The organism is Hyunsoonleella jejuensis (assembly GCF_900111025.1).
Lineage (GTDB): Bacteria > Bacteroidota > Bacteroidia > Flavobacteriales > Flavobacteriaceae > Jejuia > Jejuia jejuensis.
Map to the genome: position 1 here is coordinate 84167 of NZ_FOFN01000005.1, position 18283 is coordinate 102449.

The window sequence follows — 18283 nt, forward strand, 5'->3', positions numbered from 1 at the left end:
TTAACTATATTATAAAATATACTGTCTATTTTTAATCTTTTTCAATATCCATAGATGCCGTGGCACTGCCTGTTTCCATCAACATTAGAGATGGTGGATTTTTACCAGAAACACTAATAAATTCTCTGTTTAACTTATTATCACTTACCATTATAGTATTTAGTTTGGTTAAGTTCACAAATTCAATAGGTACATCTCCGGTAAACTCATTTGTGGATAACAGTAATTCTTCTAATTCCATTAATTGGGCCATTTCAACTGGTATCTCACCATACATTTTGTTATCCATAACACTAAACTTCTTTAACTTCGATAGTGCCCCTATTTCATTAGGAATATTACCCGTTAAGAAATTACTTCCCAATAAAAGCTCTTCAAGATTTGTTAATTGCATTAATGACAATGGAATATTTCCTGATAATTTATTGCTGTAAAGTTTTAAGGACTTTAGTTTTTTTAAATTTCCTAATTCCGTTGGAATTTCTCCCTCAAACTTATTCATGAATAATTCTAAAGTTTCTAAATTTTGCAACTTACTCAAGCTTGCAGGCACATTACCCGATATACCATTGAAACCAAGGTTTAATCTTGTTAAACCTGTTAAATTACCTATTTCGTTAGGTAACTCTCCTTGTAAATTATTGAAGGGTAAATTAATTTCAACTACTATATTGTTCTCTAATTTTACACCGTACCAAGTATTTATAGGTGCCGATGTATCCCAAGTGGAGTTCCACTGAGCGCCATTTGTGCTATTGTACAATGCTAATAAGGCCTCTTTTTCGGTGTTGGAAACATTCGCGAAAGCCGCGAAGGATAACAAAAGGGTTAAAATTGTATACTTTAAGTTTTTCATCTTTAGGTTGATTTAGGACTAATTTCACGTACGAAAATAAGTCCTAATTAGATAAAAAACTATTTTTATCGATAAAAAGCACAATATTTTAACATTTTTTACTCGTTCAACTGCTCAATTTTCATCTGTATCTCTTCCCACTGCTCCATAAGTCGTTCTAAATCTGCCTTCTTTTTTTGATAATCATCAAAAAAACCAGGTTTAGATGTAACCTCATGATAATTGATTTCCAGCTCTAAATCGATAACTTTTATAGCTTTTTCTAACTCACCTATTTTAGATTCGATATTACTCAGCTTGTTGTTCAATGACTTTAACTTCTTTTGTTCTTCATAGGAACGTTGCTTATGCGCTTTGGGTGTATCTTCTACAACTATGGTTCGTTTTTCTACTTCCCTTAGATTTTCTACTTGGCGCTGCTCCAAATAATAATCGATATCCCCTAAATACTCTTTTATTTTATGGTCCTTAAATTCATATACCAAACTGGTTAAGCCCTGTAAAAAATCACGATCGTGAGACACCAATATTAATGTGCCTTCAAAACGTTTTAAAGCTTCTTTGAGTACATTTTTTGATTTAATATCGAGGTGGTTTGTTGGCTCATCCATGATAAGCACGTTGAACGGCTGTAACATTAATTTTGCGAGTGCTAATCGGTTGCGCTCACCACCAGACAAGACTTTCACATATTTTTCAACCTCATCACCTCTAAACAAAAACGAACCTAAAATATCCCGAACTTTGCTTCTATTGGTTTCATTGGCAGCATCAATCATGGTATCCAAAACCGTTTTGTTCCCATCCAGATATTCTGCTTGGTTTTGAGCAAAATAACCTATTTGTACGTTATGACCTAACTTTAAATGACCATCATATTTAATTTCTCCAACAATAATTTTAGCTAATGTTGATTTTCCTTGTCCGTTTTGACCAACAAAAGCGGTTTTGCTATCGCGCTCAATTAACAAATCAAGAGCCTTTAAAACTTGGTTATCACCATAGCTTTTCGAAATATTTTCAGCCTCTACTACTACTTTCCCGGGCGTAATTGATACAGGAAAATTAAGGGTCATTACACTATTATCATCTTCTTCTACCTCAATACGTTCAATCTTATCAAGCTTCTTTATGAGTGATTGCGCCATTGTTGCTTTTGAAGCTTTTGCCCTAAATTTCTCAATAAGTTTCTCTGTATGCTCTATTTGCTTTTGCTGATTCTTCTGGGATGCTAGCTGCTGCTCCCTAATTTCTTCCCTGAGGACCAAATATTTTGAATATGGTTTTGGATAATCGTAAATACGCCCTAAGGAAATCTCAATAGTGCGATTTGTAATATTATCAAGAAACATCTTATCATGAGATACAATAACCACAGCCCCTGAGCAGTTTTTTAAAAACCCTTCTAACCATATAATAGATTCAATATCTAAATGGTTTGTAGGCTCATCTAGAAGTAAAATATCATTGTTTTGAAGTAATAGTTTTGCCAACTCTATACGCATGCGCCAACCACCGGAAAACGTATCGGTAAGGTTGTTAAAATCTTCTCTTTTAAACCCTAAGCCTTGTAGTATTTTTTCTGTATTGCCCTGATAATTATACCCTCCGATAATTTCATATTGGTGCTGCAAATCGTTAATATCAATCATTAATTGGTGATAGCTCTCACTTTCGTAATCGGTACGTTCTGCCATTTGGGTATTCACATCCTCCATTTGAGCTTCCAATGCCTTTATTTCAGTAAAAGCTTGGTAGGCTTCTTCCAAAACAGTTCTACCGTAAGTAAAGTCAATGTCCTGTTTTAAAAAACCAATTTTTAACGCTTTGTCTGCTGCAATTTGGCCAGAATCTGGCTCAATCTCTTTTGATAAAATTTTGAGCATTGTAGATTTTCCTGCCCCATTTTTACCAATTAAACCTACACGGTCGCCATTCCCAAGCTTAAAGGTAATATCTTCAAAGAGGTACTCTCCTTGAAACGAAATTGATAAATTATGAATATTTAGCATAGAAATGTGACTTAGGTTACAGTCTTTTTAAACTTTAAAAATTACTTTTGCAGTGTTTTACGCGAGCAAAAATACATTAAATTAAATGTTTAAAAAAGGAACAAAAATTTATAGCATTTTAACGGGCTGTTGCCCCAAATGCCACCAAGAATCGATGTATAGTACTAAAAATGCCTATGCACTTTCTGAAACATTAAAAGTTAATGAACGCTGTTCGCATTGTAATACAAAATATCGAATAGAACCGTCTTTCTTCTATGGTGCTATGTACGTAAGTTATGCCGTTGGTATTGCTTTTGGTGTTGCTGCTTTTGTTATTAGCAATTTGATATTGGGTGCAGATTTAAAGGTTACCTTTATTTCTATAGTAGGCACGCTAGTGGTCTTTATGCCTATTATTATGAGACTATCGCGAAATATATGGATAAATATGTTTATGAGTTATGATGAAAATCTTGCTAAGAAAAAAGGTAAGAACTAGCTTAACCGAGATAAACTCATTTCTTTTTCAAGTGCTTTATCGTGTTCAATAAATTCATAAAGTTGTTTTGCCACGTAAGGTCCAATCATAACACCTCGCGTTCCTAGGCCATTAAGTAAATACATATTGTCATGAACTTCGTGACGTCCAACCAAAGGCCTTCTATCTCTAACTGTTGGGCGAATACCCGCTACGTGTTTAATAATTTTATACGGACAAGAAACAATACTTTCTAGACCTTGTAAAAGTTTGGTTTTTCCTTTTTCAGTAGTTTCGTTGGTTAAATCATTTAATTCATACGTAGCACCAACGATATACAAGTCGTTACCTATCGGAATTAAAAATACTGGACCTTTTAAAACAAAATCAATTTTTAATTCAGGTGCATAAATGGTGAGTAATTCGCCTTTTGTAGGGCTCAACGGTAAATTTTTGAAAAATGGATTTTTAGTTACCCCAAAGCCTTCTGAGAAAACAACATGCTTAGCAGTAATATTTTTATAAGTTAAAGATTGTGCTTCAATATTTAAAGCGCTATAATCAAACGATGCCCTGATTATTGCGTTATGATACTCTAAAAAGGTTTTATAGGATTTAATAAGCTTATTTACATCGATACGGCCTGTATGTAATACTTCCCCAAATCCAAATTCAGCATTTATTGCTTTATTTCTATTAGGAATAATAGTATTAGAAAGATACTTAGCTAATTTTGGTTTATCTGAAGCTGTAAACCAGTTGTTCTGCTCTTCAACCGACGCAAACTTTCTGTAAACTGGAACCTTGTAATCTAAAGTAATCTTTAAAAGATCCTCTAGATTTTTGTATTGCTCCAAGGCCATACTCAATTGCTCATCACCTTTCCAAACCGGCGTAAAGCGTTTTAAAACAACAGGATTGTACAACCCTCCTGCTACAACAGATGATTTTTGTGAGCTATCATCAAACACCACAAACGTTTTATTGTTATGCCGCAATTGTTCACAAAAGCTTATGCCTGCTAAACCTAATCCAACAATTACATAATCTACTTGCATATTGCGAATATAAAAAATGGATTCCTGTCTTTACAATAATGATAAAAAAAACGCCCACTTTAATAGCAGGCGTTTCCATTTTACTTTTGCATTTGAATTAATATGTCCACATATCTAATTCAAAATCTCTAATTTTTGTTTTGATACGCTCAGATTCTAGAAGTTGCATTAAAGCATTGTCTGTAATATATTCGTTAACCTGTCTATCTCCTTGCACATTTTCTTCCTTGTATATATAGCCTTGAAAACGCCTAGAGTTTAACAAATGATCGAACGAATGAGGTATGGCACTATTTTCATTATTAAAAGCCTTTGCTTCATGTAGCACCTCTCTAGCATCTGGGAAGAATACCCAAAATAATGGCACTAAATCAGGGTTTTCGTCATCAATGAAATTAACGTCTGGAGCTACTGGAGCAATTCCTAAAAGTCTATATTTCATTTCCGCATGACGCTTATCAAAATACCACAATCCTTTAACACGGTACTCTACAATATCTGCAGCAGTAATATCACGTCTATCGATGAATTCCTCTGATAACTCTTCACCTGCATTTAGTTGTTCTATACCGTATTCTGTGGTATCAATTTTTGATAATGCTGCTTCTATATCCTTCAACGTACGTTTTGTAGTAAAATAAGAATCATCATAAATGTTTTTTATTTTTCCGTTTTTGATATTTTTCATCAAAACATCATATAACGACCTTCTGTTACTGCCAATATTATTGGTATCAATAGGATAGTATAACGAGAAATTTGCTCTTTCATCAAGACTTACTCTTTCCCAAACCATTTTAGAAAACAGAATATCTCTATCGTCAACATAGCCATACTCTAAAGGCTTATCGTTATCTACGGCCTTTTGTTCATCCGTTCTTACACCGATTTCCTCAGGGCTTTTAGCATTAAGTATATTGGCTTGTGCTACTATACTTGACACCGTAAAAACCGTTACAACCGTTAATAAAACACTTTTTAAATTCATCTTATTCATCATTTTATGTTATTAGGCCAACGTAATTGTTAGCCTAATATTTTAGTTTGTAAGCTCAACAAATACTGGAGATACTTTTTTAAGAATCACACTTACACCACTTGCTTTCGCTTCTATATCAAATATTTGTACACCAGAACCACGCTTAGCTTTACGTAAAGCACTTTTAGCCCTGTCGTTTAATTTGTTTCCACTTACTTCAATAGTAGGTTGTCCTGGAACTTTAAATTTAAAGCCGCTAACTCGTAATGGTAATTCAAAATCAAAATCATCAAACATAGCACCAATAGTAGACTTCTCTAAGCTTTGACGTTGCATTTTAATAGCACCATCTTCACCTCTTACAGTTCCTGTTGGTTTTGGTAAATCCTTGATTCTGAATTTAGCATTATCACTAACTTTTCCTCCATCAGGCAGTGTACCAGTTACATTAATTGTTACTTCTCTACCCTTAATGTTTGTAGCATCCATTACATATTTACTACCTCCAGCTCTATTTAAGCCTTGAGCACTAGCTACAACTTTATTATCAGGAATACCGGCAAATGAAATAGTCATCGGATTTTTAACACCACGATATACCACATTCATTTTATCAGCTGAAATCGTAGCTGCATTTGGTTTAGCTACAGTTGCGAACGAAGAGCTAACAGGAACTTCAATCTCCTCTCCACCTTCACCAAAGATTAGTTTACCTTCGATTTTGTGCTCTCCAACACCACCAGTTCCCACTTTCAATTTCACCTTACCATCTTCGATAGCATACTGATTTTCAGAAAGTTTTCTTCCATCAAGAGTTAATTCAACTCTTTTCGGTTTTGTAGAGGCATCTTTACGACCTAATACAATCTCTCCATCGAATTGCTCACCATTAAAATAAGCTGATTTTGAAGTTTCCATGAGTGTTGTATAGTTGGTCATAGAAACCTGACTAGACAACTCACCTTCTAACATTCTAGCTAAAATTTCAGATTCAGTAGTTTTAATATCTGATTGTAATTGCGTCATTTTTGTTAAAGACGCCACTAAAGGAAAGCCTTTGTAGTGATAATCTAACCAATCTACTTTAATACCATCTCTATTCACTTCTTTTTCGGTACTGAACTTTTCTTCAACCTCTTTAATAATAGGCTCCATTCCTTTTTCCCCTTCTAATACCTGAATAACACCTTCTCTAAAAGTAGTTATTTGATTCAGAAACTCTTCGCCTTCTGGCTTTAGTTTGTCGCCTTTAAAAAAGTTATTGTCCAGATAATCACCTTTATCCATGATTTCATAATCTGTAGGATCTTCAATCTTGGCGGTCATTTTACCTTTAAGGTCAGCAAGATAGGTATCAAAATCGTGTGCCAACTTATCAATTTTCTCAGCTTTTGCCTTTAAAGGTTTATATTTTTCTGGTTGATCTGCAGCTTTTTGTTCTAAACTTGCTACAAAACTTGCATTTCGTGCTTCAGTAGCCTCATTAGACTCTGTAAGCTTCTCGTTCATTAATCCGAACGCTGATAAAACTTCTTTCGACATATTTAACGCTAACATCGCGATAAATATTAAATACATCAAGTTTATCATTTTCTGTCTTGGTGATAAATTTCCTCCTGCCATGTGTAATTAGGTTTTTGGTTATTAAATTTGGGTAACCCCTAATTATTTCTTGTTCATTGCAGTTAGCATACCACCATATACGCCATTAAGTGACGATAAGTTTGAAGCCAAAGACTCCATTTGTTCTTTTAATTTAGCTGCATTTTCAACAGACTCTTCATTGATAGAAGCTTGCTTATTAATGCTCTCTAATTGTACTTTGTATAGGCTATTTAAAGATTCCATTTGGGCCGCTGCCAATGATAGCTCCTCACCATACTTTTGTGTAGCTTGAATAGAATCTACAGTAGGTGAAATACCTTTAGCTGCACCTTCGAAGTTTTTAATACTTTCGCCTAAGCTCGCCATTAATTCTCCATCTATCTTAGCTTCTTTAAGTAATTCGTCTAATTTTTGAGATAATACGCCTTTAGGGTTTTGCTCTTTTTCAGAAGCACTTCCTCCTGCTAATTCAGGATATACTAAAGACCAATCTAAATCTTCATCTACAGGTTCGAATGCTGATAACGCGAAAATAATTGCTTCTGTTACAAGACCTATGGTTAACATAACGTTACCGGTTAAAAATCCGATTTCGAAGTGTGTAATTTTAAATAATGCGCCGATGATTACAATTGATGCCCCTAATCCGTAGGCCATATTCATGAATCTTTTACTTGCTTTTGACTGTGCCATAATTTTTGGTTTTTTAATTTTAAGTAGACAAACTACTTAAGTAGGTTAAATTAATAGTTAATACTGATTTGATTAATACGTGTTATTTTCCGTTCTTAGTTACGTTTGTCCCCATGTAATCTTGAACGGTTCTGAAACCTATATAACTTCTTGCAGAATCTGCATATTCGTAATCTCTTGAGCTTACTTGTAAAAAGTATGCTACATCTTTCCAAGAGCCTCCTCTAATCACTTTTCGTGTATTATCAGGATCGTTTACACTTGGGTTTATTGTTGATGAGTACTCATAAGACGCAGGGTCGTATGATGCATTTACCCATTCAGCAACATTACCAGCCATGTTATATAAATTATAATCATTTGGCTCATAAGATTTTGCTTCAACAGTATATAATGCTTGGTCTGCTGCATAATCTCCACGCACTGGTTTAAAGTTTGCCATAAAACATCCTCTATCACTCTTAGTGTATGGCCCTCCCCAAGGATAGGTTGCAGCTTGTAAACCACCTCTTGCAGCATATTCCCACTCAGCTTCAGATGGTAATCTGAATCTATTTACTAAAGCAGCACCTTTTTTACTTTTTTGATATGTATTTTTATTTATGGTTCTCCACTCACAAAATGCCTTAGCTTGTTTCCAAGTTACCCCAACCACAGGATATTCGCCATAAGCTTCATGCCAGAAATAATCGTTGTGCATTGGCTCATTATATGAATATTGAAAGTCCCTAATCCATACGGTTGTATCTGGGTACACTTCAACTTCTTCCTTTTTAATTACTTTACTTCTTTTTACACCTCTGTTTCTTGCAGCCTCTTGGATATCCATGTAACTATATTGAAACTTAAATTTCTTTACATCCCAAGTACGTTGTCCGTTGTAAGACTCCTCCAAAGGCAAATACATAGTATCCATAACCTCAGCATAGTACTCATCCAGGTATTCTTCGGTATCAAAAATCAGCTCTACATCCTTATTTATTTTTCTACCTTCATATCCAGTTGGACCTAATCCTGTATAGTTTTCATACATATACTTTTCATAAACCGACATGTTTTCAGGGTCTGCATCCTTAAATGCGTATTCACCGATAGTTCCCTCGTCTGCCTGGGTTAAACCTACATCGTCCGCAAGTTTGGCCAATTCCATTCTAAGAATAGAGTCTCTTACCCAATGTACAAATTGACGGTATTCTCTATTTGTAATTTCGGTTGCATCCATATAAAAGGCTCTCACCGTAACCGTCTTTCCAGGAGCATCATTTACCCCAGCAAGATCATCATCGGCCTTACCCATTATAAATGCTCCTCCAGGAACAAGCTCCATACCGTAAGGCTTTTCTGGGTGCCATTTTTTTCCTTCAACTCCTACCAGCTCTCCTCTATCTTTAGAGCCACAACTAGCCAGTAAAGTTAATACTGCGGTTAATAAAATAAACTTCTTCATATTCATAGAAAACTCGAGGTTAATCATTATAGCTTCAATTTTGAGAGCGTAAACATATTTATATATTTCCGAAAAAACAACTTTTTATCTAAAAAAATAACATTTCATCGTAAAAATTTGGCATTTCACCGATGAAATTTACCTTTTGACCATACTTTGTCTATTACACAGAATTCTTCTGAAATGCTTTAAACCAGCGGTTTGGCACAATATCGTTGCAAGCGTCTAAGTAATCTTGATGCGTGCATGGTAATAACGTATGTCTTTTTAATTTATTATTTACTTCAGCCAAAAAAGGTATCTCTACCCACCATCGTCCTGTTTTATTACTCTTGTAGAATACCAACTCGTGAGATTCTACCATAGTGTAGAATTTTTGATAGCTTTTTTCATCGGAGAAATCATCGTCCCTAACCCTGCAGTTAACCCCTTCTATAAAGTACCATATAATTTGTGCAACTAGCATGGATGAAATTTCATCGTCTGGAGATGGTTTGTATTCATAAATACCAAAAGAACTTACCTTATTACTTATACCTGCATATCTCGAAATAGCACATATGGCGGCACCGTCCAATCCGTTTGGTGAAAACTTTTGCTTTAAACTTACCTCTGCCCCTTTTACCGCCTTTAAATCTATACTTACAATATTAGCGTCCCTTAACACAGGTTCAACGATAGTAATATCCTTATTAACTTCACCTAAACGATACGACTCAAAATACAAGCGCTGCATTAAATCTATTTCTTCCTGTGAATTGAAATAGGTTTGGTACCCAATATTAGAATAATTAAATAAGTTATAAGGTTCGTCTAAAATAATTTTACCAACATAACTATTGTTCTTTATTGGTTTTGCAGAATCGCCTAAATCGAACTTACAATCTACATTTACCAAATTCACCATGGGCATTAATGCATCGTAAGCGCGATAGTTAGCATAGGTTAAATCTTGACTTCCTCCTAATAGAACAGGGATAATATTTTTTTTTACCAAGATTTCAATGGTTTCCTTAAGTGCAAAGTAGGTATCTTCAACACTTTCTCCTGCATTGATATCTCCTAAATCGGCTATTGCGGTATTCCAACTTCCAGAAAACAGGGCATAGAGTGATTTTCGAATATTATCTAACCGAAAGCTTTCCCCAATATAATCAACGTCATTTCTATTTTCTATTACACCTAAAAGCGCAATTTGAACATCTTGCAACTCTGGCATTCCATGTTGCGAGGAATGTACGCGAAGCTTTCTTCCCAAGGCTTGCATCGATAGTAACTCATTATGCGCTAAAACATGATCTGATACGGGGGAGAGAAAATTAAAATTCATTATAATAGGTTATATTGTTTATCAATTACTTCGTTTTTTACAAAACCACAATATAACAAAAAAGGGTATGTAAAAACACACCCTTGTTTAGTTTACTTTTTTTTAGCAGCGGCCTTCTTTTTGGTAGCACGCTTTTTTGTAGTTTTCTTTTTTGGTGCTTTAGCCTCAATATGTGCTTTAGCTTCTTCTAAAGTCATATCTGTTACATCAACTGTCTTTGGGAGTTCTACTTTGGTCTTTCCTTTTATCACATTATGCCTTCCCCATCTTGCCTTTTCTACACGTATACCTTCGTCTTCCCAATGGTGGATTAGTTTATCTTTTTCCTTTTGAATCTTATCTTCAATCAATTCTACAATATCTTCATCGGACAAGTTATCCCAATCGTACTTTTTATTTACATTAATAAACATATTGTCCCATTTAATAAATGGCCCAAAACGTCCTTTACCTTTTTGTACAGGCAAATCTTTGTACATGTATATAGGTGCGTCTGCTTTTTGTTTTTCTTTTATTAAAAAAATAGCGTCATCTAATTCTACACGTAGTGGATCTTGACCTTTTGGCAAGCTTACAAACGACTTTCCAAATTTTACATACGGTCCAAAACGACCATTATTTACTTGTACTTCCTCACCTTCGTAAGTACCAAGAGTTTTTGGCAATTGAAACAGGTCCATGGCCTCTTCAAAAGTGATGGTATTCAATTGCTGGTCTGGACTCAAACTGGCAAACAATGGTTTTTCTTCATCATCAACAGTACCAATTTGAACCATTGGCCCGAATTTCCCTAAACGCACGCTTACTTGGCGCCCTGTTTTAGGATCTGTACCTAATACACGTTCTCCAGATTCCCTATCCGCATTTTCTTTAACATCTTCAACAACAGGATGAAATTTTTTATAAAAGGACTGCATCATTTCTTTCCAATCCTCTTTGCCTTCAGCAATTTCATCGAAGTCTTCTTCAACTTTGGCTGTAAAATTGTAATCTAAAATAGCTTCAAAATGATTTACCAAAAAGTCGGTAACAATCATACCAATATCCGTTGGTACTAATTTCCCTTTATCAGAGCCTACTTTTTCAGTAAGTGTTTTATCGGTAACCTTTCCGTATTGAAGTTGTAATTGCGAATATTCGCGCTCCACACCTTCTACAGTGCCCTTTTCAACATAATTTCTATTTTGAATCGTTGAAATGGTTGGTGCATAGGTTGATGGACGCCCAATTCCTAATTCTTCTAACTTCTTAACCAAGGATGCTTCAGTATATCTTGCTGGCGGGCGCGTGTAACGCTCAGTAGCAGAAATAAAACTATTTAATAACGTTTCGTTTACTTTTAGTGCCGGTAACATACCTTCTTGCTCAACATCTTCATCATCGGTACCTTCTAGATAAACTTTTAAAAACCCATCAAACTTAATAACCTCTCCATTCGCAGAAAATGTTTCATTATGCGTAGAGGCTTCAATTTTCACATTAGTACGTTCCAATTGCGCATCGCTCATCTGGGAGGCTATGGCACGTTTCCAAATTAAATCATATAAACGCGCTTGGTCCCTATCGATGTCTACCGAATGCCTTGAGAAATCTGTAGGACGAATAGCTTCGTGGGCTTCTTGCGCACCTTTAGATTTACCCTTATAATTTCTTGGGTTACTATAATTATTGCCAAAAGCATTTTCAATTTCCTTTTGAGCGCCTTGTCTTGCTTCATCAGACAGATTCACACTATCTGTTCTCATGTACGTAATCAATCCAGCTTCGTAAAGGCGTTGCGCCATCGTCATAGTTTTGCTAACCGAGAAATATAATTTTCTTGAGGCCTCCTGCTGCAATGTAGATGTTGTAAATGGTGCTGCTGGTGATTTTTTAGCCGGTTTCTTTTGAAGATCTGCAACCTTAAAATCAGCTGACGTATTTTTTTCTAAGAATTTATAAGCTTCCTCTTTCGTTTTGAAATTCTTCGGAAGTTTGGCTTTAAATGTTTGCCCATCTTCATTTGAAAATTCTGCATCTATTCTAAAAGATGCTTCTGGTGTAAACTCTTGGATTTCTCGTTCTTTCTCGACAATTAGTCGCACGGAAACCGATTGTACCCTACCTGCAGATAAACCGCCCTTTACTTTCCGCCAAAGTACTGGTGAGAGTTCGTAACCAACAATTCTATCTAAAACACGTCGTGCTTGTTGCGCATCCACCAAATCATAATCTATACCTCTTGGGTTTTCAATTGCTTTTTGTATCGCAGCTTTTGTTATCTCATGAAAAACAATACGTTTAGTTTTGGCTTTATCCAACTTTAAGGTTTCTGCTAAATGCCACGCAATAGCTTCTCCCTCTCGGTCCTCATCACTCGCCAACCAAACGATCTCGGCTTTTTTAGCAAGTTCCTTAAGTTTTTTAACGACTTCTCTTTTATCTTTTGAAACCTGATATTTAGGTTTGAAATCGCCTTCTACATCAACACCTAACTCCTTAGAAGGAAGGTCGGCAATGTGCCCAAAACTGGATTCTACCTTAAAATCTTTTCCTAAAAATTTCTCTATAGTTTTAGCCTTGGCTGGTGACTCAACTATTACTAAATTCTTCGCCATACATCATTTTTTGAAGCTACAAATGTATATGAAAAAAAGTTTATCTGCATAATTTCACTAATTAACTGTTTATCATTTCAACAAAAAAGCTTGCCTTTAATGATCAAAAGCAAGCTTTAATTTTAATTTTATTTTTTGTTTAGATACTTTCTTCTCCTGCGCCTATCTGCTCTATTTCACTTTTTTCATTGAAACCCACAACATGCTTATAAATTAAGTATGAAGGGTGAAATAATAGGGCTTGAACAAACAACTGCCCAATACCGCATGTAACCAAAGTAAGCACAAGTACAATTAGATATATTACCACTAATAATCCAAAAGTTATGAGCCATTTTTTATTACCCAGCTTAAAACTTAATTTTATAATATCACCTATACCCATATCTGGATTAAATGCAAAAAACATATAAAAAAAGGACATTGGCACCAACACATAAAGGAGTGGTATATAGCACAATAAAGCAGAAGGAATCACTATTACAATAGAGATTAGCATTATAATAAAAATCTTTTGAAGATATTTCGCTTTAAGGAAATAGAAAAATTCTGAAGTTGTTACGCTCTCTCCATGATCCAACTTTTTTATCATTCTAATGTAAGCTGCAGTTAGTGCATAGGCTATAGTTGCAAGTAACAATACACCTACCACTAATAACAATACGTAGATTATAGACATCCCAGCGAAAAACTCATCGAACGCATTTGGGTTGGCATATCCGCTCTCTTGTTGCGCAATGACCATACCGATAAAAGGCACATAAAATATAATAATTAGTGGCAGCATTACGACTAAAGAAAAAAGATGCAATAAAAAACCTTGTAACCAAGTTTTTTTAAATAGTTCTATAGTTTCGCTAAAAATGGTGCCAAAATCTAAATCTTTGGCATTTTCTATCCTTTTAGAAATAGCTTCGATAGTGTTCATTGTTTTATGGTTTGATTAATTTTGAATGCTAAAAGTATAATATTTTTATTGTACCAAACTAATTTCAAAAAAAAATCTGCCCGAAAGCAGATTTTTCCAACAACGTTAGTTTGAGTTTAGTTTAAAGCATATGCGCATACTAGCGCAACGTTGTTTCCGAGATATTTATATTGGTGTATTCTATTATACCCAATATTATCAAATTATTTTCTAAAGGATGTGATTCCTTTCGAAAATAGTTAGTTAATATGAATAGGTAATTGGGGTTTGCCAATTATCAAGATTTAAAATAACTGTATCGCTTCCGTTTATTTGTAAAGGCTCTAGACTAAAAGAAACTGTACGCCCAATGGCAGCTGCACAATCTTCATTATTTTTAAATTCAAACTTTAAAAAACGTTGTTCTGGTGAGGATTCTGCAACAGCTCCAGAATCTATTAAGGCATATCCCCACGTTTCGCCATCACAACCTGAAGCACCAATGGAAATACTTAAACAATCCCCGCTAATTTGAACATCATTGAACGTAAAAGCATCAGATTGCACATTCCCATAAGCAATGTCGTCAACAATCACAACATCGTCACAGGCATTATCAAAACCCACACCTATTTCGTCTTCATCACATTGCGTGCTTAAAAAACAAAATGTTACCACTATTAAAAACCCAATTCTTTTCATGCTAAAATATTAAAGTAGGAAATCCGTTTTCGCAAACTATTCCCTTTGGCGGATTCACAATGTCGCAAGTAGAGAATACACTCCACTTTATATTATAATCCTGCTCTGCCTTGGTGTAGATTTCAATTTTCTCCAAAAATGCTTCAACATCTATACTTTTAGGATAGGCTATATACCACTGCGGACCTCCGCAAGCCTTAGAGCCGTAAGCCGTATATGCCCAATCTTCTGAGTTTTCGCAAGGGATGTTTTTAAGCATCTCAAGTGCATCATCAAATAAATCCATAAGTGCTCGATAGTCCTTTTCCTGTTCTGTGAATTCTTTGGTAAGCACCAATTCATTCTCGTTTAAGGATACAATACGCCACGCATATTGATTTGGAAAATGTTCTTGGGTAATATCTATAATACCTTCAGACAGTTGCCATTTTCCATTATAATCAGAAAACACTAAAGGAGGTGTTCCGCAAAAGCCTGAAGAGCGTTCAGTAAATTCATTTTTTGCCTTAAAAGAAACGCCATAACCGTTTTCGGGGAGTTTGTTCACCCGTTTCAGCGTTATATTTTGGTCGTTGTACTCAGGCTCTGCCCAATGTCCTATCAACAAATTATCAGAATCCCTAAGTACCTCATCATTAGGCTCACATCGCATATTTACAAAACAACACACAATAGCAATTGCAAAAACTATTTTTTTCATTGGCTTGAAGAAATTTGATTGAAGTACAATGATTAGATACAAAATTACACAAATGGTTGCGTGAAAACGCTAATAGTCTTGGAAAAAATATATATGACACTTTGTCATAAAACCCAATTTAATTGTATCTTTGCACCTGCCCAACAGCAAGCAGGCATGAAAATTGACCCCATTAATGGTCTTTGGAAAATATGGAAAAGATTATAGACGAAAATAAACAAGGACAGTCCTTAGTTCTCGATAAAAAAGAAGGTAATACGCGTAAACTTTTTATTGAAAGTTACGGTTGCCAAATGAATTTTAGCGATAGTGAAATTGTTGCTTCAATTTTGAATGAACAAGGCTACAACACCACACAAAACTTAGAAGAAGCCGATTTGGTTTTGGTAAATACGTGCTCTATTCGCGACAAGGCAGAACAAACCGTTAGAAAACGATTGGAAAAATATAATGCTGTAAAACAAGCTCAAAACCCTAATATGAAAGTGGGTGTTTTAGGCTGTATGGCAGAACGCTTAAAAAGCAAATTTCTTGAAGAGGAAAAGATTGTAGATTTGGTTGTTGGTCCAGACGCTTACAAAGATTTACCAAATCTTTTAGCTGAAGTTGAAGATGGTAGAGATGCCATAAACGTTATTCTTTCAAAAGAAGAAACCTATGGTGATATTGCGCCTGTTCGTTTAAACACAAACGGTGTTACAGCTTTTGTATCTATTACTCGCGGTTGTGATAATATGTGTACGTTTTGTGTTGTTCCTTTTACGCGCGGACGCGAACGCAGTAGAGACCCACAAAGTATAATTGAAGAGGTTAACGATCTTTGGAACAAAGGTTATAAAGAAGTTACGCTTTTAGGGCAAAATGTAGATAGTTATTTATGGTACGGTGGCGGCTTAAAAAAAGATTTTGATAAAGCCAGTGAACTGCAAAAAGCAACGGCAGTTAATTTTGCAATGCTTTTAGATATGTGTGCAAAGGCACAACCTAAGATGCGTTTTCGCTTTTCAACATCCAATCCACAAGATTTTACATTGGATGTTATTGAAACTATGGCTAAACATAAAAACATATGTAATTACATTCATTTACCAGTACAAAGCGGTAGCAATCGTATTCTGAAAGCAATGAACCGTTTGCATACACGTGAAGAATATTTTGAGCTGATTGACAACATTAAACGTTTAATACCAGATTGTGCCATAAGTCAAGATATGATTGCTGGTTTCCCAACCGAAACCGAAGAAGATCATCAGGATACTTTGAGTTTGATGGCATATGTAAAATACGATTTTGGTTTTATGTTCGCTTATTCTGAGCGCCCGGGCACACTCGCCGAACGTAAAATGGAAGATGACATTCCTGAAGAAACAAAGAAGCGTCGCCTCAACGAAATTATCGCATTACAGCAAAAGCACAGTTTATTACGCACACAGGCACACGTTGGCAAGGTTGAGGAAGTATTGATTGAAAAACCTTCGAAACGTTCTGATGCACATTGGTCTGGTAGAAACACTCAAAACACAGTAGTGGTTTTCCCAAAAGGAGATTATAAAGTTGGCGACTTTGTAAACGTAAAGATTACGGATTGTACCAGTGCAACGTTGCTTGGTGAAGCAGTAGGATATTCAGATAACAACTAATTATGGAATCAGTTCAAGCTATAAAACAACGTTTTGGCATCATAGGTAACACGCCATCTCTAAACCGTGCTTTGGAAAAAGCCATTCGTGTGGCACCAACCGATATTTCGGTTTTGGTTACTGGCGAAAGTGGTGTTGGCAAAGAAAGTATTCCAAAAATAATCCACGCATTATCACATAGAAAACACAACAAATACATTGCCGTAAATTGTGGTGCCATTCCTGAGGGCACGATAGATAGTGAACTTTTTGGACACGAAAAGGGCTCCTTTACTGGAGCAACCTCAACACGTAGTGGTTATTTTGAAGTGGCTGATGGCGGAACTATTTTTTTGGATGAAGTTGGAGAATTGCCATTAACCACACAAGTACGCTTATTACGTGTATTGGAAAACGGCGAGTTTATAAAAGTAGGATCCAGTAAAGTACAGAAAACCAATGTTCGCATAGTAGCAGCTACAAACGTTAATATGTTTGAAGCTATAGAAAAAGAGAAGTTTCGTGAAGATTTGTATTATCGCCTAAGTACGGTTGATATTCATTTACCACCGCTTCGCGAGCGTCAGGACGATATCCATTTATTATTTAGAAAATTTGCCAGCGATTTTGCTTTGAAATATAAAATGCCAACGGTAAAACTTACCGATAACGCAGTGCAATTACTTTTAAAACACCGTTGGAGCGGAAACATTAGGCAACTGCGAAATGTAGCAGAACAAATTTCGGTTTTGGAGCAAAATCGCACCGTTAGTGCTTCAACACTTCAACAATATTTACCAACATCAGGCATAACCAATTTACCTGCAGTTGTAAAATCCTCTAAAAGCGATAGCGATTTTAGCAGTGAGCGCGAAATCTTGTACAAAGTACTTTTTGATATGAAAAGTGATTTGAACGATTTGAAAAAACTCACCATGGAGCTCATGAAAAGCGGTAACACTAAAGATGTTGAAAAAGAAAACGAGCACCTCATTCAAAAAATTTACGGTGATAATGATGCCGTAGAAGAAGACTTTTCGTTTGAAGAAGAAGACGTAGTAGAAAACCCTGAAGTACTCTCTATTCCAGAGCGTGTGAACGAATCCAATGCAAGCGACAAATATCACTTTGCTGAAGAAATTGAAGAAGAAGAAACCTTATCTTTACAGGATAAAGAGTTGGAATTGATAAAAAAATCATTAGAACGCCACAATGGAAAGCGTAAATTAGCTGCTGCCGAATTAGGTATTAGCGAACGTACACTTTACAGGAAAATAAAACAATACGATCTTTAAATCATTTTCCAGTTCGCAACATA

General features: G+C 35.4%; 15 protein-coding genes. 3 read left to right on the forward strand and 12 right to left on the reverse strand.

Going from position 1 to position 18283, the window contains the following annotated elements:
* Positions 1–31: 31 nt before the first annotated feature.
* Complete coding sequence (locus BMY39_RS14290; protein WP_092580888.1) at positions 32–856, reverse strand: Two component regulator three Y domain protein; 825 nt, start codon at positions 854–856, stop codon at positions 32–34.
* A 98-nt stretch (positions 857–954) separates the two neighbouring features.
* Positions 955–2868 (reverse strand): ABC-F family ATP-binding cassette domain-containing protein, encoded by a 1914-nt coding sequence (locus BMY39_RS14295; protein ID WP_092580890.1) that lies wholly within the window; start codon positions 2866–2868, stop codon positions 955–957.
* A gap of 85 nt (positions 2869–2953) precedes the next feature.
* Here BMY39_RS14295 and BMY39_RS14300 point away from each other — a divergent pair, with 85 nt between their 5' ends.
* Positions 2954–3349: a DUF983 domain-containing protein gene (locus BMY39_RS14300; RefSeq protein WP_092580892.1), complete on the forward strand. Its 396-nt coding sequence runs from the start codon at positions 2954–2956 to the stop codon at positions 3347–3349.
* Here BMY39_RS14300 and BMY39_RS14305 read toward each other — a convergent pair.
* The 10 genes from BMY39_RS14305 to BMY39_RS14350 all read right to left on the reverse strand — a co-directional run bounded on the left by BMY39_RS14305 (position 3346) and on the right by BMY39_RS14350 (position 15346).
* The gene (locus BMY39_RS14305; RefSeq protein ID WP_092580894.1) at positions 3346–4386 is read right to left on the reverse strand and encodes an NAD(P)/FAD-dependent oxidoreductase; all 1041 of its coding nucleotides are present in this window, start codon (positions 4384–4386) and stop codon (positions 3346–3348) included. The genes BMY39_RS14300 and BMY39_RS14305 overlap by 4 nt on opposite strands.
* A 97-nt stretch (positions 4387–4483) precedes the next feature.
* Complete coding sequence (gene porN, locus BMY39_RS14310) at positions 4484–5374, reverse strand: type IX secretion system ring subunit PorN/GldN (RefSeq protein ID WP_092581023.1); 891 nt, start codon at positions 5372–5374, stop codon at positions 4484–4486.
* A gap of 51 nt (positions 5375–5425) precedes the next feature.
* Complete coding sequence (gene porM / locus BMY39_RS14315; protein WP_092580896.1) at positions 5426–6988, reverse strand: type IX secretion system motor protein PorM/GldM; 1563 nt, start codon at positions 6986–6988, stop codon at positions 5426–5428.
* 42 nt (positions 6989–7030) lie between these two features.
* On the reverse strand, positions 7031–7663 hold the full coding sequence (gene porL, locus BMY39_RS14320; RefSeq protein ID WP_092580898.1) for a type IX secretion system motor protein PorL/GldL: 633 nt from the start codon (positions 7661–7663) through the stop codon (positions 7031–7033).
* An 82-nt stretch (positions 7664–7745) separates the two neighbouring features.
* Positions 7746–9110 (reverse strand): T9SS ring complex lipoprotein PorK/GldK, encoded by a 1365-nt coding sequence (porK, locus tag BMY39_RS14325; RefSeq protein ID WP_177176617.1) that lies wholly within the window; start codon positions 9108–9110, stop codon positions 7746–7748.
* 163 nt (positions 9111–9273) lie between these two features.
* Entirely contained in the window at positions 9274–10440 is a 1167-nt protein-coding gene (locus BMY39_RS14330; RefSeq protein ID WP_092580900.1) for a formimidoylglutamase, read from the reverse strand.
* A 92-nt stretch (positions 10441–10532) separates the two neighbouring features.
* On the reverse strand, positions 10533–13037 hold the full coding sequence (topA, locus tag BMY39_RS14335) for a type I DNA topoisomerase (RefSeq protein WP_092580902.1): 2505 nt from the start codon (positions 13035–13037) through the stop codon (positions 10533–10535).
* Between the two features lie 139 nt (positions 13038–13176).
* Positions 13177–13965, reverse strand: coding sequence for a DUF4013 domain-containing protein (locus BMY39_RS14340; protein WP_092580904.1), 789 nt, complete (start codon positions 13963–13965; stop codon positions 13177–13179).
* Between the two features lie 243 nt (positions 13966–14208).
* Positions 14209–14646 (reverse strand): hypothetical protein, encoded by a 438-nt coding sequence (locus BMY39_RS14345; protein ID WP_092580906.1) that lies wholly within the window; start codon positions 14644–14646, stop codon positions 14209–14211.
* A gap of 1 nt (position 14647) precedes the next feature.
* Entirely contained in the window at positions 14648–15346 is a 699-nt protein-coding gene (locus tag BMY39_RS14350) for a lipocalin-like domain-containing protein (protein WP_092580908.1), read from the reverse strand.
* 191 nt (positions 15347–15537) lie between these two features.
* Here BMY39_RS14350 and miaB point away from each other — a divergent pair, with 191 nt between their 5' ends.
* Both miaB and BMY39_RS14360 read left to right on the forward strand, forming a co-directional pair.
* Positions 15538–16986, forward strand: coding sequence for a tRNA (N6-isopentenyl adenosine(37)-C2)-methylthiotransferase MiaB (miaB, locus tag BMY39_RS14355; RefSeq protein WP_092580910.1), 1449 nt, complete (start codon positions 15538–15540; stop codon positions 16984–16986).
* Positions 16987–16988: 2 nt separating this feature from the next.
* On the forward strand, positions 16989–18260 hold the full coding sequence (locus BMY39_RS14360) for a sigma 54-interacting transcriptional regulator (protein ID WP_092580912.1): 1272 nt from the start codon (positions 16989–16991) through the stop codon (positions 18258–18260).
* The last annotated feature ends 23 nt before the right edge of the window (positions 18261–18283 follow it).